The 23,338-nt window shown below is 71.8% G+C and carries 22 protein-coding genes; 9 read left to right on the top strand and 13 right to left on the bottom strand.

Features of this window, described 5'->3' with window-relative positions:
* The first annotated feature begins 24 nt into the window (after positions 1 to 24).
* The gene (locus IEZ20_RS08485) at positions 25 to 465 is read left to right on the top strand and encodes a hypothetical protein (protein ID WP_189295984.1); all 441 of its coding nucleotides are present in this window, start codon (positions 25 to 27) and stop codon (positions 463 to 465) included.
* 77 nt (positions 466 to 542) lie between these two features.
* Here IEZ20_RS08485 and IEZ20_RS08480 read toward each other — a convergent pair whose 3' ends face one another.
* Positions 543 to 920 carry a YybH family protein gene (locus IEZ20_RS08480; protein ID WP_189295982.1) on the bottom strand — a complete coding sequence of 126 codons (378 nt, stop codon included), beginning with the start codon at positions 918 to 920 and terminating at the stop codon, positions 543 to 545.
* 323 nt (positions 921 to 1,243) lie between these two features.
* On the opposite strand from IEZ20_RS08480, the gene IEZ20_RS08475 reads away from it, so the two are divergent.
* Positions 1,244 to 1,822 (top strand): fasciclin domain-containing protein, encoded by a 579-nt coding sequence (locus IEZ20_RS08475; protein WP_189295981.1) that lies wholly within the window; start codon positions 1,244 to 1,246, stop codon positions 1,820 to 1,822.
* 60 nt (positions 1,823 to 1,882) lie between these two features.
* Here IEZ20_RS08475 and IEZ20_RS08470 read toward each other — a convergent pair whose 3' ends face one another.
* From IEZ20_RS08470 to IEZ20_RS08450, 5 genes are all read right to left on the bottom strand, one after another.
* Entirely contained in the window at positions 1,883 to 2,272 is a 390-nt protein-coding gene (locus IEZ20_RS08470) for an STAS domain-containing protein (protein WP_189295979.1), read from the bottom strand.
* 149 nt (positions 2,273 to 2,421) lie between these two features.
* On the bottom strand, positions 2,422 to 3,375 hold the full coding sequence (locus IEZ20_RS08465) for an anti-sigma factor RsbA family regulatory protein (RefSeq protein WP_189295977.1): 954 nt from the start codon (positions 3,373 to 3,375) through the stop codon (positions 2,422 to 2,424).
* The gene (locus IEZ20_RS08460; protein ID WP_189295975.1) at positions 3,372 to 4,154 is read right to left on the bottom strand and encodes an MEDS domain-containing protein; all 783 of its coding nucleotides are present in this window, start codon (positions 4,152 to 4,154) and stop codon (positions 3,372 to 3,374) included. The genes IEZ20_RS08465 and IEZ20_RS08460 overlap by 4 nt, the downstream gene beginning before the upstream one ends.
* A gap of 157 nt (positions 4,155 to 4,311) precedes the next feature.
* Positions 4,312 to 4,923, bottom strand: coding sequence for a sulfocyanin-like copper-binding protein (locus tag IEZ20_RS08455; protein ID WP_189295973.1), 612 nt, complete (start codon positions 4,921 to 4,923; stop codon positions 4,312 to 4,314).
* Entirely contained in the window at positions 4,920 to 5,198 is a 279-nt protein-coding gene (locus IEZ20_RS08450; RefSeq protein WP_229895958.1) for an SHOCT domain-containing protein, read from the bottom strand. The genes IEZ20_RS08455 and IEZ20_RS08450 overlap by 4 nt, the downstream gene beginning before the upstream one ends.
* A gap of 562 nt (positions 5,199 to 5,760) precedes the next feature.
* Here IEZ20_RS08450 and IEZ20_RS08445 point away from each other — a divergent pair.
* A complete protein-coding gene (locus IEZ20_RS08445) occupies positions 5,761 to 8,091 on the top strand; it encodes a heavy metal translocating P-type ATPase (protein WP_189295972.1) in 2,331 nt (776 codons plus the stop codon).
* 98 nt (positions 8,092 to 8,189) lie between these two features.
* On the opposite strand, the gene IEZ20_RS08440 is transcribed toward IEZ20_RS08445, so the two are convergent.
* On the bottom strand, positions 8,190 to 8,873 hold the full coding sequence (locus IEZ20_RS08440; RefSeq protein WP_189295970.1) for an HdeD family acid-resistance protein: 684 nt from the start codon (positions 8,871 to 8,873) through the stop codon (positions 8,190 to 8,192).
* Between the two features lie 198 nt (positions 8,874 to 9,071).
* Here IEZ20_RS08440 and IEZ20_RS08435 point away from each other — a divergent pair, with 198 nt between their 5' ends.
* The gene (locus tag IEZ20_RS08435; RefSeq protein WP_189295968.1) at positions 9,072 to 9,584 is read left to right on the top strand and encodes a DUF2231 domain-containing protein; all 513 of its coding nucleotides are present in this window, start codon (positions 9,072 to 9,074) and stop codon (positions 9,582 to 9,584) included.
* Positions 9,585 to 9,634: 50 nt separating this feature from the next.
* Here the strand turns inward: IEZ20_RS08435 and IEZ20_RS08430 are convergent, their stop codons facing one another.
* From IEZ20_RS08430 to IEZ20_RS08410, 5 genes are all read right to left on the bottom strand, one after another.
* Positions 9,635 to 10,246 carry a hypothetical protein gene (locus IEZ20_RS08430; RefSeq protein ID WP_189295966.1) on the bottom strand — a complete coding sequence of 204 codons (612 nt, stop codon included), beginning with the start codon at positions 10,244 to 10,246 and terminating at the stop codon, positions 9,635 to 9,637.
* Between the two features lie 152 nt (positions 10,247 to 10,398).
* Positions 10,399 to 10,827, bottom strand: coding sequence for a DUF7144 family membrane protein (locus IEZ20_RS08425; protein WP_189295964.1), 429 nt, complete (start codon positions 10,825 to 10,827; stop codon positions 10,399 to 10,401).
* A 213-nt stretch (positions 10,828 to 11,040) separates the two neighbouring features.
* Positions 11,041 to 12,387, bottom strand: a complete 1,347-nt coding sequence (locus IEZ20_RS08420) for a hypothetical protein (RefSeq protein WP_189295962.1) — start codon at positions 12,385 to 12,387, stop codon at positions 11,041 to 11,043.
* Between the two features lie 94 nt (positions 12,388 to 12,481).
* Positions 12,482 to 12,679 carry a DUF8691 family protein gene (locus IEZ20_RS08415; protein WP_189295960.1) on the bottom strand — a complete coding sequence of 66 codons (198 nt, stop codon included), beginning with the start codon at positions 12,677 to 12,679 and terminating at the stop codon, positions 12,482 to 12,484.
* Between the two features lie 149 nt (positions 12,680 to 12,828).
* On the bottom strand, positions 12,829 to 15,516 hold the full coding sequence (locus IEZ20_RS08410; protein WP_189296258.1) for a helix-turn-helix transcriptional regulator: 2,688 nt from the start codon (positions 15,514 to 15,516) through the stop codon (positions 12,829 to 12,831).
* Between the two features lie 401 nt (positions 15,517 to 15,917).
* Between IEZ20_RS08410 and IEZ20_RS08405 the strand changes: the two genes are divergently transcribed.
* The gene (locus tag IEZ20_RS08405; protein WP_189295958.1) at positions 15,918 to 16,376 is read left to right on the top strand and encodes a Crp/Fnr family transcriptional regulator; all 459 of its coding nucleotides are present in this window, start codon (positions 15,918 to 15,920) and stop codon (positions 16,374 to 16,376) included.
* A gap of 44 nt (positions 16,377 to 16,420) precedes the next feature.
* On the top strand, positions 16,421 to 17,083 hold the full coding sequence (locus IEZ20_RS08400) for a CBS domain-containing protein (RefSeq protein ID WP_189295956.1): 663 nt from the start codon (positions 16,421 to 16,423) through the stop codon (positions 17,081 to 17,083).
* Positions 17,084 to 17,178: 95 nt separating this feature from the next.
* Here the strand turns inward: IEZ20_RS08400 and IEZ20_RS08395 are convergent, their stop codons facing one another.
* Positions 17,179 to 18,897, bottom strand: coding sequence for a GAF domain-containing sensor histidine kinase (locus IEZ20_RS08395; protein ID WP_189295954.1), 1,719 nt, complete (start codon positions 18,895 to 18,897; stop codon positions 17,179 to 17,181).
* A gap of 253 nt (positions 18,898 to 19,150) precedes the next feature.
* Between IEZ20_RS08395 and ppdK the strand changes: the two genes are divergently transcribed.
* From ppdK to IEZ20_RS08380, 3 genes are all read left to right on the top strand, one after another.
* Positions 19,151 to 21,838 (top strand): pyruvate, phosphate dikinase, encoded by a 2,688-nt coding sequence (ppdK, locus tag IEZ20_RS08390; protein WP_189295952.1) that lies wholly within the window; start codon positions 19,151 to 19,153, stop codon positions 21,836 to 21,838.
* A gap of 172 nt (positions 21,839 to 22,010) precedes the next feature.
* Positions 22,011 to 22,469 carry a pyridoxamine 5'-phosphate oxidase family protein gene (locus IEZ20_RS08385; protein WP_189295950.1) on the top strand — a complete coding sequence of 153 codons (459 nt, stop codon included), beginning with the start codon at positions 22,011 to 22,013 and terminating at the stop codon, positions 22,467 to 22,469.
* A gap of 247 nt (positions 22,470 to 22,716) precedes the next feature.
* Positions 22,717 to 23,289: an Rv1733c family protein gene (locus IEZ20_RS08380; protein WP_189295948.1), complete on the top strand. Its 573-nt coding sequence runs from the start codon at positions 22,717 to 22,719 to the stop codon at positions 23,287 to 23,289.
* Positions 23,290 to 23,338 lie beyond the last annotated feature (49 nt).

The raw sequence follows: 23,338 nt of genomic DNA, 5'->3' as shown, positions 1-23,338 counted from the left end.
CAACTCGCTGCCTGCCTCGGTGCCGTGGTACGTGGCACCGGTCTTGTCCAGAGCGGCCTTCACATCGCCGTCGGTCATCGGCAGTTCATGGCCCGCGCGTTCCAGCAGCCCGCCGAGTTCGGCACAGCGGCCGCTCACAACCGGTATGGCCAGTTCGGCGCTCGACGGTCTCACGCCCGCGAGGACACCCTGGAGGCACTGCCCGTCTCGACGCCCTGGCACCGCACCCGCTTCGTTCTGGAGGGACACATGCGCATCCGGGTCTTGCTCAGCAGTCTCGCCGTAGCCATCACTGTGCTGGCTGGTGCAACCGCCGCGCAGGCAGCGGCCACGGCGACGAAGGAATGGCACGACGTCGGAACGTATGCCACTCAGGCCCAGTGCGTCGCGGCCGCCGCCGGTATCACGCCGTGGAGGTGCGAGCTGTCGTCGACCGGAAAGTGGCACCTGTGGATCTACTACTGAGCCGCACGGTTCCCCGCGCCCTGTCGGCGAGCCCCAAGGGCGGCGATGATGAGCGAAGGGCAACGGCAGCTGCCAGGTCAGCGGGCTCCGGCCGGGTTGGTGTCCTCGCCAAGGTAGGTACCGTATCCCTCGGCAACCAGCGGGCCGTCGAAGATCAGCACCTCGTTGACCAAGCCGCCCTTCTGGTTGCGGTAGTTGATGACCAGGCAGTTGACGCCGACGTAGCTGCCCAGTACCTCGAACCGCAGGTCGGGGATGCGCCGTAGGCCCTCCGCCCAGTAGGCGCGCAGCGCGTCCTTGCCCCGGATGATCCCGTCGCCACCGAGCAGTTGCGCGGCCACCGGAGACCGGAACGAGACGTCCTCGGTGTAGTGGGACATCACCGAGTCCAGGTCGTGCGCGTTCCATGCCGTCACCCAGGAGTCGACGAACTGCCGCGCGGTCGCATGATCCATGGCCGCATTCTGCCCCAGGCCGGGGCGGCCGGCCCAGCCGGCGCCGGTTCCTCGGAACGGCCCACCGGCGTGTGCCGCTGCTGACCATGCGGAACCGGAACCCGTCGCCGGCCGGTTGAAAGCGGAAGAGCGTGCCCTGGGCGCAGTCGTTGCGGGGTTCCGGCTTCGAGATGCGGTCACCGGCGGCCGATGGATATCCTCGCTGAGTGGCCGGGCGGATGAGCCAGGGCCGTGGCGCAGCAGCCGCCCCGCCCCGCCTGGCGAGCGAGATCCACGCAGTCCAACCTTCGCGGTGTTCACCACTCGACGGGAGGAAGGTCGCCATGAGGTTCATCCGCAGGCGTACGGCAAGGGTCGCCGGGGCGGCTCTGGTCGCCGTCCCGCTGGCGCTGGGAGGGGTGGCGTCGCAGAGCCACGCTCAGGATGCGTCTCCGAGCCCCATGGGGACGTTCGGTCCCGGGTGTTCGGCGCTCTCCCAGAAGGCCGACACGGCCAAGGACAAGGTTGTCACGGCTGCAGCCGCATATCCGCAGCTCAGCCAACTGGTTGCGGCAGCGGTCAGGGCCCGGTTGAACGACACGCTCGATGAGAAGTCGAACATCACCGTCTTCGCCCCCAACAACCAGGCGTTCCAGAAGGTGAGCGTGTCGCAGCTCTCCTCGCTCCTCGGCGATACGGGGCAGCTGAAGAAGGTGCTGACCTACCACGTCGTGGACAGGCAGATCACCCCGGACGAACTCTCCAAGGGCTCCTTCACGACGGTGGAAGGCGGCAAGCTGACCACGTCGGGCTCGGGCACCGACTTCCAGGTCAACGGCACGGCGAAGATCGTGTGCGGCAACATCAAGACCGCGAACGCCACCATCTACGTCGTCGACAGCGTTCTCCGGCCCCCGTCCTGACAGGCGGTTCCCGTGGTCCGCACGGGAACCCGCAGCGGGTGCCTGCCGCTGTGGTCGGCGTCAGACTCTGCCCATGTCCTCGCCCATGTCCTCGGTGGTGCGCATGCCGTCGGGCGCGGCCGGAGCGTTGAGGGCCGCGTCCGTCGTGGGGAAGACGGGGAGCAGTGTGTCCAGGCCGAGAAGTGTCCACACGGACTGGTAGTGGGCGTTGAGAGCGGCAAGACGCAGGGTGCCGGCGCGGTCGTCGAGTCTGCGCGACAGCGTGATGATCATGCTGACGCCTGACGAGTCGAGATATTCGAGTCGGGACGCGTCCAGTACCAGTGTGGCGCAGCCCTGCCTGATCAGGTCCTCGCACTGGGCGCCGACGAGTGGCGCCGCGTCGTAGTCGATCTCCCTGGGGAGCTGTGCGACTGTCGTGGTCTCGCCCTGCATCCGCACGGTGAGCATGGGTGAGGTGCTCCCATCGTGGCCGTTTGGTTTGTCCCGCCCTGTGCGGGTCCTGCCCTACGTCTGCCCGCTCTTCCGTCTTCCGATCTACCCGTCATGATGTTCATGAGGGTTTTGAGGGCCGTCGGGACTCGGGCGGCACCGGCGGACTACTCCGGCAACGCGGTGTGGAGGCGTATCGCCGTGCCCTCGTGCGGTGTGGACCTGATCTCCACGAGGTCGCAGAGCTGGTGGACCAGCCACAGACCGCGTCCGCCCGACTGCGTCGGGTCCGGCCTCCTCCGGCCGGCCAGGGGATCCTCGATGTAGCCGGAGTCGCGGAATTCACACACGAGCCAGCGGTCCTCGCTCCAGGTGCGCAGCACGCCATGTCCGCCTCCGTGGCGGATGCTGTTGCCGGCCACCTCCGTGGCGGCGAGGTGCAGCTCGCGCAGGCGCCGCCCCGTCAGGCCGTGCTGTTGGGCGCAGGCAGCGATCTTCTCGCGAACGGCGGACAGTTCACCCCTGGTGTAGGCGAACTCGTCGTACGGATCACAGGGGTCGGTGAGAGGTGTGAACGCGTACGGTGCCTGGGGGTCGTACGACTCGCACCGCACTGTCCGGCCGTTCTCCCGCATCTCGGGGTGGCAGCGGGCCATCTCCGCCAGCGCGGCCTTGTCCTGGGCGAGGTCGTAGGGGCACAGCAGCCACCAGGCCGGCCCCTCGGCGAAGGCCTTGTTGAGCAGCCACTCGTGGTAGCGCAGTTCCTGGGCCTCGGCCTGGCTGCGCACCGTGTCCCAGGGCGCTTCGCCGATCCCACGGACGGGCCGGCCTTCCGACGCGTGCTCCTGGAGCCATTCCCGCCAGGCGGCGATCAGCCTGCCCGGATGGTGCGCCACCCGGCTCGTGTCGACGTAGCGCACGGCGCCGTCCTCGCGGATCTCGGCGCGCAGCAGGGACGCCTTGTCCTCCGGGACGGCCACGACGACGGCCTCGCCTCCGTCGAGTGCGTCCCGGATGAACCGTACGGTGCCCTCGACGAACTCGTCCCGGCCGGTGTACGGGTACAGCTCGTGCCGGTAGCCGGCGCCGGCTGTCGCGGAGGTGGGCACAGAGGGGGTCACGGCGTCATCACCACCGGAATGTCGGGAATGGCGAAGCCGGACAGCTCCCAGGAGAGCCGGACGGTGTCGTTGACGCCTTCGAGGACGACCTTGCGGTCCGGGAGGAACCTGACGGCGTCGGCCAGGGCACTCATCCCGGACGCGTCGAAGAACTCCAGGGCATGGCAGAGCAGGCGCACCGTCGCTGTTTGGGCGAGGAGTGCGCACAGGACGGCGCCGAAGGCGGTCGCGCCGTCGCTGTCGACGATCCCGTCCACCGCCCAGCTCTCCTTTCCTGCCCGGAACACCCGGAAAGCCGGAGATATCGGACGACTGCCCAGCCAGTGGGGATGCACGCACCCGATCTGCTGAAGAGCGGAAGGATCCCAGTCGGCGCCGTGGTAGGCGCAGACCACCAGGGCTCCGGTGTCGGCGGCGAACTCTTCGAGGTCGAGTTCGCTGCGCAGCAGCTCTTCGGTCTGCTCCGCGCAGCACCGGGGAGTGACGTGGTGCAGGACTCGAAGCGAACGGAAGCCCTGGCGGTCGGCAGCGGCCGCCTCCCGGCGCACGGCGGCCAGAAGGGAACCCTCCAGGCGTGCGGGATCGAGCACGACCCGCGGAAACTCGCTCTCCGCCTGCTGCACCGGACCGACGATCACCACTTTGTCACCGTGCAGCGCTCCGTCCGCGACGAAGGCCCGGCTACGGTCGAGGACGTCGTCCGTGTGATCCAGCACCTGACAGATGTGATCACCGAGATCGACCTCGTCCAGGCTCATCAGAGTGCGCGGCGCTCTCACTACCCCTCCTCGCCTCCCGCCTCACTCTACCCACATACCCGCGGACACCCGTCTCTCCCGAGTAAGCGAGCCACCGTAGGAGCGGAGAGCGGCGCGTGCCGACTCGCACCGGGACCGACACCGTCCTCGCCGGTTCCGGCAGTCCCGGGGCCCTCGCTCAGCGGGTGACGTCCAGCTCCGTGTGCATGCCGGCCGCGTAGTGGCCCGGGAGGTTGCACAGCAGCTCGTAACGGCCCGGCCGCAGCGTCACCGTGGTCCAGGCCGCCGCACCGGAGACGATGCCTCCTCCGGCACCGCTGCCGCAGGAGCGGGACGCCTCGCCGAGACTTCCCGCTTCCGACACCCGGCCGTCGGGGCCGACGGCACGTTCCCCGGCTGCTCGGCCCGTCGGCAGTGGCAGCACGATCACCTCGTGCGTGAGGCTTCCCGCGTTGACCACCCGCAGTGTCACCCTTCCTGCCGGAACCGCCGCGGGGCGGGCTACGAGGCGCATCATGCCCATGCCGTACCAGCCCGTACGGCTGTTGCTCGGCGCGGGCCGGTCCGGGCCCCGCATCATGCGTCCCATGTCCCCTGCCGACACATCGACCACGGTGCCCTTCACGGCCGGTGCGCCGCATCGTGTGCTCTGCGCTCTCCAGGACGCCGGTGCCGGTGTGCGGAAGGCGCCGGACGCGGCCAGCAGTGCCGTCGTGGCGACGCCCAGCACGATCGCCGTAGCGGCTACGGCGATCGCCGACCACACTCCTCGGCGGCGCCGCGGGGTCACCGGTGCTCCCGGAGGAACGCGAGCCGGCGTTGGTACTCGTCCTCGTCGATCTCCCCGCGTGCGAACCGCTCGGCGAGCAGGTTCTCGGCCCGCCCGGCCTGCCACCCGCCGTCGGCGGACGAGGCCGGCGGGCCGGGCTGCTGGTGGTGACGCGCACCGTTGAGGTAGCGCACGAGTGCGATGAGCCCGACGATCAGGACGGCCCAGAACAGGACCATGACCACCGTCATGACCATCCAGCCGCCCCAGCCCCATCCGCCGTCGTACCACATCATGCCGACCACTTCCCTCGGCTGACTTGTGTGTCGCTTCCAGGCTGGATCAGGGAGACCGGTACCGGCCTGGGCCATAGTTCCCGGGCGCGGGGCCAGAGGGCCCAACGCCCCGTCCGGCGGGCGGGCGTGGTGGTCCCACCCTCCACCGCGGACCGCCGGGACGGGGACGTGCGCGTGACGCAGCAGGGCCGGGCCGACCGAGCCGAGGAGCGGGCCGGTGAAGTCGCCGCGCCCGCCTGCCCGGCTCTCGCCCCCTCCTGTGACCGAGCCGTCCTGCCGGGCAGCGCGTCGGATCCGATGGCCTTCCCGGGCAGCACTGCTTCAGCCCGGGCACGCGGGGCCGGGCCCGACGCGTCGCGCACCCCCGCCCGCCGAGCCGTCCCCGCCCGCTCCCGCCCGGCCCCCGCGCCAACCGACGCCGGTCGTGTCCGGCAGCTCGGCAGCACGTCTGCACGGCCCTGCAAGGAGGGCCGGACGTCCTCTCCCGCCGGCACCCGTGGACACGATGTGCTGGAGGAGGCGCGGCCCCACGATCGCCTTCCCGAACGGACCGAGGTATGCCATGACCCACCACTCGTTCCCAGCACAGCTGCGCCGCCTGGCCTCGGCGGTCGTGTCGGGGCGAGTGGAACCCGCTCTCCTGACCGTCACCGCGGCGACCCTGACGGCCGGCGGCGTCGCCCTGCTGGCGGGGGCCGGCCACCTCGCCGACCTCTTCTGGGCCCTGGGCACCCTGTCGGCAGTCGTCCCCACCGCGGGATGGGTCCTCGCCGCTCTGCGGCACGGCCGCGCGGGGGTCGATGTCATCGCCGTCCTCGCGCTCGGCGGCACCCTGGCCGTCCGCGAGTACCTGGCCGGCGCGCTGATCGCGCTGATGGTCGCCACCGGCCGCACCCTGGAGTCCGCGGCCCGGCGCCGCGCCTCCCACGACCTGCGGGCCCTGCTGGCGCACGCACCGCGCTCCGCGCGCCGCCGCACCGACGCCGGCGTGACCACGGTGCCCCTTGCCGATGTCGCCGTCGGTGACCTGCTCGTCGTCGGCCCCGGCGAGGTCGTCCCCGTCGACGGCCGGGTGGAGAGCACCGCCGCAGTCCTCGACGAGTCGGTGCTCACCGGCGAGGCCCTCCAGGTCGAGCGGAGCCGCGACGAGCCGGTGCGCAGCGGCGTGGTCAACGCCGGAGGCGCCTTCGAACTGCGCGCCACCGCCACCGAGCGGAACAGCACGTATGCCGGGATCGTACGGCTGGCACAGCAGGCCGGTGCCGAGTCCGCACCCGTCGTACGGCTGGCCGACCGGTACGCGGCATGGTTCCTGCCGCTGTCGCTCTCGGTGGCGGGGGCGGCCTGGCTGATCAGCGGGAGCGCCGTGCGCGCAGTCGCCGTCCTGGTGGTCGCCACCCCCTGTCCACTGCTCCTGGCCGCCCCTGTCGCGATCGTCTCCGGCCTCTCCCGCGCCTCCCGCCTCGGCGTCGTCATCCGCGACGGCGGCGCGTTGGAGAACCTCGGCCGTGCCCGGACCCTGCTGCTGGACAAGACCGGCACCCTCACCCGTGGCCGGCCCCGCGTCCTCGACGTGATCGCCGCGCCCGACTCCGGACCCGCCGAGGTCATCCGCCTGGCGGCCTCGCTCGACCAGTACTCACCGCACGTCCTCGCCCAGGCCATCGTCGACACCGCCCGGGAACGCGGTCTGACGCTCTCGGTCCCGGCGGACGTCACCGAGGAGCCGGGCCGGGGCGCCGACGGCGTTGTGGACGGGCACCGGATCTCCATCGGCCGTACGGGGACCGGTGCCGGCCGACCCCTCTGGGCGAAGGCGGTCGACAACCGCGCGTTGCTCGACGGCGCGGCCGTCGCCTGGCTCACCGTCGACGGGCAGCTGACCGGCGCCGTGCTCCTGCACGACCCGCTACGCCGCGACGCGCCCCGCACCCTGCGCCATCTGCGCGCGGCAGGCTTCGAACGGCTGCTCATGCTCACCGGAGACCGCCCCGGACCGGCTCACGAAGTCGCCGCCGCCCTGGGCCTCGACGGCGTGCGCGCCGAACTGGACCCCGCCGGCAAAGTCGCCGCTGTACGGGCGGAACGCGAGCACGCGGTCACCGTGATGGTCGGCGACGGCGTCAACGACGCCCCCGCCCTCGCCGCCGCCGACATCGGCGTCGCGATGGGCGCCCGCGGCTCCACCGCCTCCTCCGAAGCCGCCGACATCGTCCTGACCACCGACCGCGTCGACCGCCTCGCCGACGCCGTCGCGATCGCGCAACGGGCCCGGCGCATCGCCGTACAAAGCGCGCTCGGTGGGATGTCGATGTCTCTGGCCGCCATGGCCGCAGCCGCCTTCGGTCTGCTCCCGCCCGCCGCCGGCGCCCTGCTCCAGGAGGGCATCGACGTCGCCGTCATCCTGAACGCCCTGCGTGCCCTGCGCGTCGGCCAGGCCGTACGACCGGTCCTCTCCCCCGCCGCGGAGACCCTCATCCACCGCTTCGCCGCCGAACACGACGACCTCCAGGACGTCCTCGCACGCGTGCGCGACGCCGCCGACCGTCTCTCCGACAGCTCCGGCCCAACGGCCCTGGCCGCACTGGAGGAGACCCACCGGCTGCTGACCGAACGGCTGCTGCCGCACGAGTACGCCGAGGAACACGAGCTCTACCCCGCCCTCGCACCGACGCTGGGCGGCCCGGAGGCCACCGCCACCATGAGCCGCGCCCACACCGAGATCGAGCGTCTGTCCCGCCGCATCGCCACCCATCTGCAACTGGCCCACGCGGGCGGAGGCCTTTCCGCAGAGCAACTCGACGACCTGCGCTCCTGCCTCTACGGCCTCAACACCGTCCTGCGCCTGCACTTCACCCAGGAAGAGGAGAGCTACTTCTCCCTCGCTCCGTGAAGGGCGGCACGAGAACTCCAGCGGCAGCGCCCTCGGCGGGCTGGGTGCCCTCGTCAGGAGGGCGGCCCAGCCTCGGAGGGCGCGGACACGACTCCCCGTCAGTGCTGCGGGTGGGGATGCGCGTGGAACAGGGAGCGCCGCTCCTTGGGGGCGATGCCCTTGGTCAGACGGCCCACGTCGACGCGCAACTGGATGGCGTGGAACACCTCGACCACGCCCAGGACGATCGCCATGATGGCCGCGACGAGGGTGAGCGTGGCGATCGAGCCGAACGGCGAGACGATCAGGACGATGCCTGCCAGTGCGGTGATGATGCCCCGGAACAGCTGCCAGCCACGCGCCGGCATGTCCCGGGACGATCCTGCGGCAGCCGTCATCACGATGCCGCGCAGCAGCCAGCCGAAACCGATCCAGAGGGCGAGCAGCAGGATCGACTGCAGAGTGCTGCGGAAACAGACGAGCCCGAGCAGCACGCAGAGCGCACCCGTGATGAAGTGCAGCACGCGCAGATGCCCGGGTACGTGCGTGCCGAAGGCCGCAGCCAGCTCGAAGACGCCGCTGACCAGCAGAAAGACACCGAACAGTACGCCTACGACCCGCAGTGTCTCACCCGGCCACGCCAGGATGACCACACCCAGCCCTATCGATGCCAGGCCGATGGTGAACAGGGCCTGCCAGCCGAGATTCACGAAGCCGCTCAGGGCTTCGCTCCCCGGCGTAGTGTCCCGGGGCCGGCCCGCGGGTGGGGGGCTCGTACCGGGGGATTCCGAGGGCAAGGTCATGTCGGCCTCCTCCCTTCATGCCGTGATACGGACAGATCCGGTCACGTCAATCGTCACCCGTACGGTCCCGCCTCGCCTGTGGAGGAAGAGGACCGCGTCCGGCCGGAACCCCGGGGCCCGCCGGCCGCTGCTGCTCAGAGGAAACTGAGAGTCTGCTGTGCCAGGCTGGCGCGCCCCTACTCCCTCAGGAGCGCCTGTATGAATCTGATCAACGGTCTGCCGAGCCATGTCCTGCTGGTCCATGTGGTTGTCGTGCTGATACCACTGACCGCTCTGGCCCTGGTCGCGGCCGCGCTGTGGCCGCGCGCCGCGCGGCGGCTGGGCCCTCTGCTGCCGCTGCTGGCCCTGGTCGCCCTGGTCAGCGTGCCGCTGACCACGCACGCCGGCGAGTGGCTGGAACGGCACGTGGACGACGACGCCCTGGTGCGCCGGCACACCGAGCTGGGCGACGGCCTGCTGCCGTGGGCCCTGGGCCTGTTCGTGCTGGCAGCGGTCGTGTGGTGGGCGGGGCGGCGTGCACCGGCGGAGCCGGGGCAGGGCGGTGGCGCGCGCTGGAACGCGTTGCCCGTACGGATCGTCGTGGGCGTGCTCTCGTTGGCCGTTGCGGCGGGGGCGGTGGTGGACGTCTACCGGATCGGCGACTCCGGTGCGAAGGCCGCCTGGCACGACGCCTACTCGAAGACGGCGAAGGGGTCGGAGGGCGGCTCCTGAACCGTCGCGGTCCGGCCACACGCCTGCCGAGGACGACGGCTCGCACGGTCTCACCGGCTTCCTCGGCCGGTGTTCTGCCCGGACACGTGGAAAGGCGGCCCCTGGGCGCAGTGCGGAGGGACGTTGTTGCCGCTCACGTCGAAGTCGGCGCAGGTGAGGAACAGGTAGTTGAACTGGCCGAGGAGGAAGGCCAGGAGTCCGACGACGACCGTGACGGCAACGGCGCCCAGACGCTGCAGCGCGGGGAGAGCCGCGTAGTCGGGGAGGAGGATCCTCGAGAGCAGCCATGTCAGCATCGGCGCGCCGACCATGGTGAGGACCACTTCGAAGTAGTGGAGGTAGGGGAATCCCTGACTCCTCGGCGCGACCATGTCCAGGACGATCCAGACCGAGGGGAGGAACAGCGCGAGTGCGCCAGCCCAGGGGAGCACACCCCGCCGCCACAGCACCGCGCCCGAGAGCAGTACCGCGGTTGCCACCGCCCACAGCGCCAGCATGTCGTCGAAGAAGACGGCGTCGTACGCGCCCACGGTGAAGGCGGGCCACCAGATGACGAGCGTTCCTCCGGCCGACGCGGTCGCCATGCCCCGCAGGGTGGGGTCGATCTGACGCTGCCGTCGTCGCCGCCCGGAGTCCGGCGCGCGGGATGCTTCCTCAGACATAGAGTGTGCGTCCCCGATGACGGGGGCGCACACCACACTTTCACTGGTTCGGGTCAGTGACCTCCACAGCCTCCGTGACCTCCATGGCTGCCATGGCCGCCGCCGTACGTTCCGTCCTTTTCACTGCCTCGAACGACCACGTCGGTGCGGCTTCAGCGGGGCGCACCGGAGGAGTCGGGCTCTCGCACCACGCACAGTGCCCAGATGATGAACGCGGAGAAGGCGATCACGACGATCGACCACACCGGGGAGTACGGCAGGGACAGGAAGTTGGCGATGATGATGAGCGCGGCGACGACCACTCCGGCGACGCGCGCCCACGGGGCGACCTTGAGGAGGCCGACGCTGACGGCGACGGCGACGGCGCCGAGGATCACGTGGATCCAGCCCCAGCCCGTGAGGTCGAACCGGAACACGTAGGAGCGGGTCACGACGAACACATTGTCGTGGGCGATCGCCATGATGCCGCGGAATATGTCCAGCAGCCCGGCGAGCATCAACATGACGGCGCCGAAGGCGGTCAGGCCGGTCGCCCATTGTTCCTTGGCGGTAGGCGTACGTGCGGCGTGTGTGGCGGTCATCGTGCTGCCTCGTTTCTGTGGTGAGCGGTGTGCTCGGGACGCCACGGGCGCTCAGGTGGACGAGAGGTCCAGCCACCCCGCCCAGGGTGTCGGTGGGTCTGCTCGCGCGTCTCGCCTCCTCCGTCCCGGCTCGCGCCCGGTGGTCCTTCTGCACTGCTCTCAGCGTGCGCGGGGCGGCACGGGGCGGCCTCACCCGCGGCGGGTGAACGAGGGTCAGTGAACCGGCGGGGGCGGCACGTCGGCGGCCCGTCCCGAGGCCGCGGCCAGCACCGCCGTGACGGCCAGCACGGCCACGACCAGAACGAGGACGAGTACCACCCCGCCGACCGTGGGGTGGTTCCACAGCACGAGCGTCAGGGCGCCGGCGGCGATGGTGACGCCGCTGGTCCAGGACCGGTGCCGGGCCAGCCATTGTCCGGCGTGACCGGTGCGCACGCCGACGCGGCTCAGTCCGTGCCCCGCCGCCGTGGCGCCCCGCTGCGCCGCGGACCGCACGGCGCGGGCCGCTGTGCCCGGTCCGTACAGGTAGGCGGCCACCGCCGTGATCACGGAGACCACGAGCAGGGTACGGACGCTGTCCCGCAGGAAGCGGACGACGGTGTCGTAGATCACGGCGGCGGCGTCACCGGGCAGCGTGGCCGGGGGTACCGAGTCGAGGTAGACACTCCGCAGGACGGCCAGGCCGACGAGCAGCACGATCATCATGACACCGGTGCCGATGGCGACGGCCATCAGCATCAGCCGGTGCCCGGGAGCGGCCCACACGGCCGCAGCCGCCGTGGCGAGGGCCAGTACGGGCAGCCAGGTGCCGACGATGTCGAGCAGCCGCATCGCGTTCTGGGCCTTGCCGAGCTTGTCGGTGCGGAACAGGGTGACCGAGCGGTCGACCTCCGGGATGGCGGACGCCTTCTTGAATCCGGCGTCGGCGAGGCGCTTCTTCACCTGGTCGACGACCACTCCGAGGTCCAGCTGAACGGTGTCGCCATGGGCCTTGAGCGCTTTCTGCCCTTCGCCGGTGAGCATGCCCACCACCGCCGACTGCGCCCGCCGGTTGCCGTCCACCCACGCCTCCTTGAAGACGTCGCTGGTCACCACCCGGTTGATGACGCGGTGCACGACCGTCTGCACGGCCGAGCGCAGGGGGCCGGTGAGTTCCTTCGACGTGTCGATCACGCGGGGTGGCGCCCCGTTGTCCGAGAGCAGCTTCGTCAGGGAGTCGGTCACCGCCTGCACGTCCACCCGGGCCACCACGCGGTCGGTCAACCGGTTCGCGACGGCGTTCTGCACGGCCGGTTCGGAGGCGAGCGGTGCCACGGTCTGCACGTAGCGGTCGGTGTCGGCGACCGTGCCGTGGACCCAGACGGCGACGACGGCCAGGGGCGCGAGGACGAGTGTCAGCACCAGGAGCACCGAGGCTGCCGCCCCACGGAGGCGTCTGTGACGTACCTGCGCTGCCCGGCGGAGCCTGTCGTATTCGGCGCGTTCCTCGGCGGACAGGGCCTCGGTGGTCTCCGCGGGCCCGTCGGAGCCGGACGGTCCCGGGGAGTGGTCGGAAGCCATGGCTCCTCCTCACGGGGATCAGGGGCCCGCGGCACGGACGGCCGACGGGGGTCTGCGGGAGCCTCACCGCGGCAGCCGGAGGGCTCCTGGCGCATCACTCCGGTATCTGGCGCATCTCCAGTACGCGCAGGCCCAACGACTGACAACGCGCAAGCAGTCCGTACAGGTGTGCCTCGTCGGCGACCGGGCCGTACAGGATGGTCTGACCGGACAAGACGGCGTGGTCCAGCTCGGAGAACGCCTTGGCCAGCGTCTCCGTCATTTCCCCGTCGACGCGAATCTCGTAGCGCATCGGCTGCTCTCCCCGCTCTCCTGGAAGGCAGTGCCAGCCCCTGTCCCTGTCCTGCCCCTGCGATCCTCCCCCGCCTGTCCTCGTCCGGCCTCACCCGTGGAAGGTGACACCGCGCGAGGTGACACCGCGCATCCCGTCCCGCGCGGCGGTCACAGCAGACCCAGCTCACGCGCCCGGTGCACCGCGTCATGACGTCGGTTCACAGCGAGTTTGCGGTAGGCGTTCTTGAGGTGGGTCTTGACCGTGTTGACCGAGACATAGAGATCGGCGGCGATTTCCTCCGTCGACATCATCTGGGCCAGCCCTCGCAGGACGTCACGTTCGCGTCCGCTCAGTTCTTCCAGCACCGGCGGCGGGTGCTCCTCGGGCCGCGCCGGAGCGCCGGTCGCGGACCGCCCGGGTGTCAGCCAGCCGGCGGCCAGAGCGCGGAGCGGGCCTGTGCGGAGCAGCGGCCACAGCCAGGGTCCGGCTTCCCTGAAGGGGCGCCGCAGCGCCTCGCGCCGGGCGTCCCGGAGCGCCTGGGCGACGAGCCTGCTCTGCGTGCTGAAGTCCCCGGACGCCCCTGCCGCCCGCGCCCGGACCAGTGCGGCCCGTACGGTGATCGCGGGCCCGACGTCGCCGTGTGAACCCATTCGGTCGAGCAGTTCGACCGCGGCGCCGGTGCCGCCCGTGGCCAGCTCCGCCTGGGCCGCTCCCACCAGACAGACCGGCTCGTGGCAGGATCCCTCCTCCAGCAGCTTGACGGCCGTCTCGGGCCGGCCCTCGGCGAGGTGGGCGGCGGCGGCCACCGACGCGGTGTGCGCCTCGGCCCAAGGAGACGGCATCGCGGCGACAACGGGCCGACCCGCCGTTTCCAGTGCGGCCCGGTTCTCCCCGCGGGCCAGCAGGAGACGTCCGGTCACGACGGCCTGTGCCGCTTGCACCACGGGGTCCCGCGGCGCGGGTGGTGCGTCCACCGCGGCATCGAGCAGCGCTTGGGCACGGTCCAGCTCGTCTCGGTCCACAGCCACCGCTGCCAGGACCAGCGATCCCAGCCCTGCCCCGGCCTCCCAGGGAAGACCGCGGCGGTTCCCGGTGCCGACGGCGGCCCGGGCCTTGCGCTCGGCCCTGCCCGGCCAGCCCTTCAGGTAGTCGATCAGAGCCAGCTGCCCCAGGCACTCCTCCCGTGTCCGTGCCGTCGACGCGGCCCGGCCGGAGTCGACCACCGTGGTCAGAACCTCTCGTGCGTCGCCGAACCGGCCCGCCCACAACCGCGTCGAGCCGAGGTGGGTGAGCAGGAGGGCGGTCAGCTCGGGGTGCTCTTCCAGCAGCCGCTCCGGCACCTGCAGCCGGGGTTTCTCGGCGGCCTCGACGGCCGTCTCCGCCCGGTCGGGCGAGCCGGTCAGCCGGGCGGCCAGGGCTTCCAGCAGGGAGCAGGTCAGCCGGGCGGCGGCCAGGCCGGGGGAATCGTCCTCGCTCGACCCCTCCCGTCCGGCCAGGGCCTGTGCGGCGCGTTCCAGTCGGGACAGGCCGCGTTCGACGTCGCACCGGGACAGTTCACAGGCCGCACGGACCAGGTCGGTCGCGGGGTTCTTCGGCTCGGGCCCCATCCCTGAGAACAGCTCGGACAGGTCCTCCGAGCGCAGGCCCGTGAACATTTCACCGATGGCGAGATCATCGACCAGGGCGCCGGCGGCGCACTCCCAGTCGTCCGCCGCGGCCGCGTGGCGGAGGGTCTCCTCCAGACACCCGTGGCGTCGCAGCCAGTGCGCCGCACGCCGGTGGAGCCGTGGCTCCAGTCCGGGAAGGCGCACGCGCAGGTGGGCGCGGAGGATCTCGCCGAACAGCGGATGCAGGCGGAACCACCCGTGCCCGAGGTAGTCCACGAACGCGTTGTCGCGGTGCAGACCGGTCAGGATGCGTTCGGCGTCGGAGCGCCCGATCAGGGCGTTGGCCAGGTCCGGACAGAAGCGTTCGAGGATGCTCATCCGCAGCAGGAGGTCCTGCGTCTCGGCCGTCTGCCTCTTGAGCACCTCGGCCAGCAGGAATTCGGCGATCGTGGTGCGGTTGGCCTCGAAGTCCTCCAGATACCTGCGCGGATCCGCCTCTCCCTGCGCGGCCAGGGCGCTCAGGCGCAGGCCGGCGGCCCAGCCCCGGGTGCGGACCACCAGCGCGCCGACGGCGTCGGCCGTGAGGTGCAGGCCGTGCAGCGTCAGCAGTTCGGCCGCCTCCTCCGGGGTGAAGGCCAGCTCCGCGTTCCTGATCTCCGTGATGGCGCCGGCCGCCCGGTAACGGTGCAGCGGCAGCAGCGGCTCGGTGCGCGTCACGAGCACCAGACGCATTCCGCGGCCGGCGGTCTGGAGGACGTACTCCAGCTGGTCCGCGATCTCCGGGTCGGTCACCCGGTCGTACTCGTCGATCACCATGAGCACGGGCGTGTCCCGAGCGCTCAGCCCGGCACCGAGCCTTGTGAGCAGCGCCTCGTCCACGCGGTCGGCCTCGGTGGGGACGCCGGTCTCAGGGGACGGTGACACGCCTGCCAGGCGCAGGGCCTGCAGCACGTAGGCCCAGAAGGTGCCGCAGCCCTTGTCGGCCACTCGCGCGGTCAGCCAGGCCACGTGTCCGTCCAGCGCCTCGGCCCAGTCGGCCACCAGCGTCGTCTTGCCCGCTCCCGCGGCTCCGTCGACCAAGGTCAACGGGGTCAGCAGCGCCTCGTCGAGGTGTGTGACCAGTCGGTCGCGCCGCAGGAACACCGGAGGGCGGGCGGGTACGGCGAACCGCGTCCGCAGGAACGGCTCGCCCCGGGGATCGGCATGCGGTGCGGTCGCAGCCGGTCTGTTCTCGTCCAGCAGGGCCATGGAACTCACCGCCACGGAGGTCGTCTGGTCGCGGACAGCGTGCCCCCTTGCCTTCGAGCGTGTGCCTGCGCCGGCCCGCGGCATAGGGCCAGTGGTCCCTGGAGGTGGCGGAGCAGCCCCGCGTCGCCGTCCCGCTCGGTCCGGGCGGCGTGTGGGGCCGCTCGTGGTGTTCGGCCTCGGTGATGCGTACGGGACTCCGGGCGGGCCGCAGGTCCGGAGGGCGGTGGGGCCGAAGACTGTGCGGCCGAAGGACTGACTGCGGGGCCGAAGGACTGTGGGGCCCGGCGGCACGCCGCGCGGGATGAGCCGAAGGACCCACGGCCGGGGTCCGGGCGGCCCGTGGCGCCGGCTCCCCGGGGCGCGCACCCTGGGATCGACAGCCCACGAAGGGAGCCGGTCCGATGGCCTCCGCACCCACCATGAGCACGGCGCTCGAGCCCGTGCACCGCGAACGGCTGATGGGCCTCGCCCGCGAGGTGTCCTTCGAGGCCGGGACCCGCCTGTTCGAGGAAGGCCGGCACGCCGACCGCTTCTGGATCGTACGCACCGGAACCGTGAGCCTCGATCTGCACGTGCCCGGCCGTCGCCCGGCCGTGGTCGAGTCACTCGGGCACGGCGAACTCGTCGGCTGGTCCTGGCACTTCCCGCCGTACCTGTGGCACCTGGGCGCCGAGGCCGTGACGCCGGTGCGGGCCTGGGAGTTCGACGCGGAGGCGGTGCGCGCGATGTGCGATGCGGACCCCGTGTTCGGGCGGGCCGTGGCGGTGTGGGTGGGGCGCGTGGCCGCCCAGCGGCTGCACGCCACCCGGGTCCGGCTGCTCGACCTGTACGCCCCCTACGGCAGCGGTGACCTGGTGTGACCGCGCGCCCGCTCCGTCCCGTCGAACGGTCTCGGGAGGACAGCATGGGCAGCAGCAGCCCGCACCGGGTGAGTGACGTGATGACGCGAGCCGTCGTCGCGGTGGGCCGCCAGACCCTGTTCAAGGACATCGTGCAACGCATGGAGCAGTGGAGAGTCAGTGCTCTTCCCGTGCTGGAGGGCGACGGGCGGGTGGTCGGGGTGGTGTCCGAGGCCGATCTGCTGCCCAAGGAGGAGTTCCGGGACAGCGACCCGGACCGGGCCACCCAGCTGCGTCGGCTGCCCGACCTGGCCAAGGCCGGGGCGGTGTCCGCCGAGGAGGTGATGAGCACCCCGGCCGTCACCGTCCACGGGGACGCCACGCTCGCCGAGGCGGCACGGATCATGGCCTCGCGGCGGGTCAAACGGCTGCCCGTGATCAATGCCGAGGGCGTCCTCGAAGGCGTGGTCAGCCGCGGGGACCTGCTGAAGGTGTTCCTGCGTCCCGACAACGATCTGGCGGACGAGATCCGGCGCGACATCGTCGACGTTCTCTTCCCGGTCCCGGTGGAGCCCGTGCACATCGTCGTCAGCAACGGGGTCGCGACCCTGACGGGTCGCGTCGAGGACGCCGCACGCATTCCGCTGGCCGCGCGCCTGGTCCGGGGTGTCGAAGGGATCGTGGGCGTGGACTGCCGGCTCACCGCCGCCGGCTCCGCAGCGGGGTGACACCCTCGACGCAGCCCTCGGCGCAGGAGCGCACTCGACCCGACGGGGGTTTCCCCTGGTTGGAGCAGCGGCGTGCGGAGCGGTCGCCGGAGCGATCACTCACGGGGCAGGGGAACCCTCCAGCGCACCAGGGCACCGCCCTCCACAGGGCTGGACACGTCGAGGTGCCCTCCCAGCTGCTTCGCCCGCTCGGCCATGTTGTGCAGACCGCTGCGCCGGCCCCCGGGCGGGATGCCCACACCGTTGTCCGACACCGTCAAAGCGACCTCGCGGCCGTCGGTCGTCAGGACGACCTGTGCCCGGTCGGCGTGGGCGTGCCGGGCGATGTTGGCGAGGGCCTCGGAGAGGACGGCCACGACCTGCTCCGCGATGTCGTGCGGAACATCGGTGTCGACGAGGCCTTCCATACGCACGCTGGGCGGGAATCCCAGCACCGGGGTCTCCGTGTCGACCATGCGCACGACGCGGGCTCGCAGACCGCTGTCGGCGGTGCCCGCACGCGCTCGCAGACCGAAGATGGCGGAGCGGATGATGCGGATGGTCTCGTCCAGTTCGTCCACGGCGCGCAGCACGCGCTCGGAAGCCTCGGGATGGTCGATGAAGCGGCCGGCGCTCTGCAGGGTCATGCCGGTGGCGAAGAGCCGCTGGATGGCCAGGTCGTGCAGGTCCCGGGCGATCCGGTCGCGGTCCTGGAGCACCGCGATCTGTTCGGCGTCCGTGCGGCGCTCGGCCAGTTCCATCGCGATCGCGGCCTGCGCGGCGAAGCCCCGCAGCATCTCCGTCTCCTGCGCGGAGAACACCGGCCGGACGGCTTCGCGGGCCACCAGCACCACGCCTCGAACGCCGTCTTCCCGGGTGCCGATGGGGACGGCCACGGCGGGTCCGAGCCCGTGGAAGCGCGGAGGATCGGGAGAGATCCGCTCGTCCTGGTGCACATCGTCACTGGCGACCGGGGCGGCCGTGGAGAAGGACAAGCCCATCAGCGTCCCCGACAGGGGCAGCACCAGTCCCTGGTGCAGCTGCGCGTCCACGCCCACGGCGATCTCCACCGTGAGGGACTTCGTGTCCCGCACGGGCAGCGCCACCGCCGCCAGGGCGGACCCCATGATCTCGCGGGCCCGTTCCGCGATCAGACCCAGGGCCTCGGCGCGTTCGCTGCCGGACATCAGGCGGTGCGTGATCTCGGCGTTCGCCCGCAGCCACCGCTCCCGCAGCCGGGACTCCTCGTAGAGGCGGGCGTTGTCGATGGCCACACCGGCCGCCACGGCCAGCGTGGACAGCACCGCCTCGTCCTCCTCGTCGAACTGCGCCCCGCCGCGCTTCTCGGTCAGGTACAGGTTGCCGAAGACCTGGTCGCGCACCCGGATGGGAACGCCGAGGAAGGTGTTCATGGGAGGGTGGTGGGCCGGGAAACCGTACGAGGCCGGGTGCTGGGAGATCTTCTCCAGCCGGAGCGGCTCCGGGTGCCGGATCACCTCACCGAGGATGCCGTGCCCCTGCGGGAAGGACCCGATCTCCGCGATCTGCTCCGCGGTGACTCCTACGGTGTGGAAGGCCGACAGGGTTCTGCCGCCGGGACCGATGACCCCCAGGGCGGCGTATTCGGCGTCGACCAGGGCGGCGGCGGTCTCCACGATGGCGTGCAGCGCCTGTTCGAGTTCCAGTTCCCGGCCGACGGAGAGCACCGCCTCCAGGAGGCTGTGCACCCGGTCCCGGGTGCCGCGGGCCGCGTCTATCCGGGCCTGCAGCTCCTCCAGCAGCTCGTCGAGCTTCAGCTCCGGCAGTCGTACACCGGGCTTTTCCGAGTGCGCCACGACGCTCCTCCATGTCCCCTCGTACGCGAGTCCGGACGGTCGCGGTCATTGCCCACCGTAACCATGACCGGGCGGAAACGGCAGCATGACCGCCCTCGTGCCGGTGGCCCCCTTCGGCGACCGGCCCTGTGCGTGCCCCGGGGCACGCACAGGGCCGGTCGGCCCACCCGTGAGGGCCGAGTGCACCTGCCCCGGTGTCCGGCCCCGTCCCCACGCTGGGGGTACGGAGACCGCACAGCCGAGGAGTGGCGTCATGGTCAGCCTTGTGTACGACTTCCACGACGGCGGCCGTGACCTGGCCGGCCTGCTCGGCGGCAAGGGCGCCAACCTGGCCGAGATGACCCGGCTGGGGCTGCCGGTACCACCGGGATTCGTCGTCACCACCGAGGCGTGCCGTGCCTTCCTGGCCACGGGTGAGGAGCCGGAGGGCCTCTCCCCGGAGGTTTCCGGGCACCTGTCGGAGCTGGAGACGGCCACCGGGCGGCTGCTCGGCCAGGCGGACGACCCGCTGCTGGTCTCCGTCCGCTCCGGGGCCCGGTTCTCGATGCCCGGCATGATGGAGACCGTCCTGGACATCGGCCTGAACGACGCATCCGTACGCGGCCTCGCCAAGCAGTCCGGCAACGAGCGCTTCGCCTGGGACTCGTACCGGCGGCTCGTGCAGATGTACGGCACCACGGTGATGGGCGTCGACCAGGCCCTCTTCGACGAGGCCATGACCCGGTTGAAAGAGGCCCGCGGTGCGCGCGACGACCTGCACCTGGACGCCTCCGACCTGGCCTGGCTGGTGGGAACGTACCAGCGGCTGATCCGCGACGAGACCGGCCGTGACTTCCCCCAGTCCCCCGCCCTGCAGTTGCGGGAGGCCATCTTCGCCGTCTTCCGGTCGTGGAACGTCGAGCGCGCTCGTCTGTACCGGCGGCGTGAACACATCCCGGACGGTCTGGGCACCGCCGTCACCGTCCAGCGCATGGTGTTCGGCAACCTCGGTCCGGACTCGGGCAGCGGTGTCGCCTTCACCCGTGACCCGGCCACCGGGCGGCCCGGCCTGTACGGCGACTACCTGCCGAACGCCCAGGGCGAGGACGTGGTGTCGGGCGTACGGGACGCCGTGCCGCTGGCCGAGCTGGAGCGGCTGGACCCGCGCTCGTACCGGCAGCTGCGCGATCACGCCCGGACGCTGGAGCGGCATTACCGCGACCTGTGCGACATCGAGTTCACCATCGAACGCGGCACGCTGTGGATGCTGCAGACCCGGGTGGGCAAGCGCACCGCGGAAGCCGCGTTCGCCATCGCCGCCGAGCTGGAGCAGGAGGGTCTCATCGGTTCCGACGAGGGCCTGGCGCGGGTCAGCGGTGACGAGCTGGCCCGGCTGATGTTCCCCCGCTTCGACGCCTCCGCCACCGGTGAGGCGCTCGCCCACGGTGTGCCGGCCTCGCCGGGTGCCGCGGTGGGCGCGGCGGTGTTCGACTCGGCGGAGGCGGTGCGGCGTGCCGCGGACGGCGAGAAGGTGGTGCTCGTCCGCGAGGAGACGACGCCCGACGACCTTCCGGGGATGGTGGCCGCGCAGGCGGTGCTGACCGGCCGCGGCGGCAAGACCAGCCACGCCGCCGTCGTCGCCCGTGGCATGGGAAAGGTCTGTGTGTGCGGGGCGCAGGACATCGCCGTCGACGCGGAGGCGCGTCGCTTCACCGTCCGGGAGGGCGGTGTCGTCGAGGAGGGCACCGTCATCTCCGTGGACGGCTCGACCGGTGCGGTGTATCCCGGGGCGATCCCGTTGGTGTCGTCGGCGACCATGCGCTATCTGGAGAGCGGTGAGCAGCCCGACAGCGTGGTCCGCGCGGTGGCCCGTGCTCTGGAGCACGCCGACTCCGTCCGGCGGCTGGAGGTCCGCGCCAACGCGGACACCCCGAAGGACGCGGCACGGGCCCGGAGATTCGGAGCCCGGGGCATCGGGCTGTGCCGCACCGAGCACATGTTCCTCGGTGAACGGCGCAAGCTGGTCGAGGAGATGGTCCTGGCGCGGACGGATGACGAGCGCCATCGGGCGCTGGCGGCCCTGCTGCCGCTCCAGCGAAAGGACTTCACCGGCATCCTGGAGGCGATGGACGGCTTCCCGGTCACGATCCGGCTGCTCGATCCGCCGCTGCACGAGTTCCTGCCCGACCGCACCGACCTGGCCGTCCGCGTCGCCGCCGCCGAGGCCGCGGGCGGGCGGCCGGACGCGCACGACAGGGAGTTGCTCGACGCGGTGAACAGGATGCACGAGGAGAACCCGATGCTCGGGCTCCGCGGCGTGCGGCTCGGCCTGGTGGTTCCGGGCCTGGTCGCGATGCAGGTCCGGGCGATCGCCGAGGCGGTCGTCGAACGCACCCGGGCGGGTGGTTCTCCGCGGGCGGAGATCATGGTGCCGCTCGTCGGCGCCGTCGAGGAACTGCGGCTCGCCCGCGAGGAGGTGACGCGTGTCCTGGCCGAGGTCGGCGAGGACACCGGCCTGCCCGTCGCCTGCCCCGTCGGTACGATGATCGAGTTGCCCCGGGCCGCGCTCACGGCGGGACGGATCGCCGAGGAGGCGGAGTTCTTCTCCTTCGGCACCAATGACCTCACCCAGACCACCTGGGGGTTCTCCCGCGACGACGTCGAGGCCGCGTTCTTCTCGGCCTATCTGGAGAAGGGCGTCTTCGCCGCCTCACCGTTCGAGACGCTGGACCGTGAGGGGGTGGGCAGGCTGGTCCGGATCGCCGTGGACGAGGGCCGTGCCGCCCGCCCGGATCTGGAGACCGGCGTGTGCGGAGAGCACGGGGGCGATCCGGAGTCGGTCCACTTCTTCCACGACATCGGCCTGGACTACGTCTCCTGCTCGCCGTTCCGGGTTCCGGTGGCACGTCTGGAGGCGGGCCGGGCGGCGCTGGCCGGCACGGACCGCGGTGACAGCAGGTGAGAGGGACGTCCGGCCCCTCCCCCGGGGCCGAAGGGCAGTAGCGGACACGCATCCCGTGCAGGACGGTGAGGACAGGAGCCGCAGCCGTACCGGGCGGCGGCGCGCAACGTCTCCGGAGGGATCGGTCGCAGCCGGTGAGAACAGGATCCGTACCCTGAGAAGAAGTGCAGCCATGACCCACGACCACGAGCCGGCGCACCGGCGCGTCGACCTCGACCAAGCCGAGGCACTGCGGTTGCTGGGCAGTGTGTCCCTGGGAAGGATCGTCTTCACCCGGCAGGCCCTGCCCGCCGTCCGCCCGGTCAACCACATCCTGGACGACGGGGACATAGTCATCGTCGCCCCCGAGGGTGCCGCTCTCACCTCGTACGCCCAGCAGTCCGGTGGCACGGGCGTCGTCGTGGCGTACGAGGCCGATGTCATCGACCCGGACACCCACCTCGGCTGGAGCGTCGTCGTCACGGGATACGCCCACCTGGTGAGCGACCCGGCGGAACTGGTGCGCATCCGCGGTCTTCTGCCGCCCGGGGTGCCGACGGAGGGCAGGAGGCAGGCGGTGCGCATCCATCCCGAGCTGGTCACCGGTGTCCTCCTCACGCGGACGGGCGGCGCGGCGAAGGCGACCGGGTGACACGCGACGTGCGGTCGGAGCAGCCGTGGCGGGGCGGCAGCCTCACATCCTGACGCGGCGTCCCGGCTCTCGTCACGGCAGGGAGGCGCGGGGCGGACCCTCAGCGGTTCCTGGGGACCTATGGCCTCCCGCGGCCCTGAAAGCGGACCCCGAGCGGCCCGTCGGAGGGGCCCGTCGGCCCCTGTGGGCGCCGGCCGGCCCGAGCCACCGTTCTTAAGTAGTCACCAGGACGAGGAGGTGTTCCGCGATGAGCACCACACAGTGGCTGTGGCGGTGGCGGAGCAATCCGCTGCGGCGGCACGAGGACATCGTCGAGGCCTGGATCGTCCTGGTGGTCTGGGTGGTCGCCGTGGTCGGTGGTGCCCTCGCCGCACTGGTGACGGCCCAGGCCGCCGACCACGCGTACGCGGAGCAACGCGCTCACAGACACGCCGTTCGAGCGGTCCTCGTGTCCGACGCGCCGCACGGCTTCGCGGCGGACTGGTCGACGGACGGCCGGGTCCGGGGGGCAGTGCGCTGGACGGCTCCGGACGGCACCTCGCGCACCGGGCACACGATGGTCGACGGAGGCCTGAAGGCAGGAGCCCGGGTGACGGCCTGGCAGGACGACCGGGGCCGTCTCCTGCTCGCGCAGCCGACGGGCGGGTCCCAGGGACACGTCGAGGCGGCTCTCTTCGGCGCCGCGGCCGCCCTGGCCCTGGCGGCTCCGGTGTTCGCGGCGGGCGCCGTCGCACGAGCACGGCTCGACCGGCGCCGCATGGCTCGCTGGGACCAGGAGTGGAACCTCGTCGGACCCCGGTGGGGTCCGAGGGCGGGGTGAACCGTACCGGCCGAGGGCCGGGCCCCTCGCACCGTCGAGCGGCACGGCG

The organism is Streptomyces cinerochromogenes (assembly GCF_014648635.1).
In the GTDB taxonomy this organism is placed as follows: Bacteria; Actinomycetota; Actinomycetes; order Streptomycetales; family Streptomycetaceae; genus Streptomyces; species Streptomyces cinerochromogenes.
This window is presented reverse-complemented; position numbering and strand designations above follow the sequence as displayed.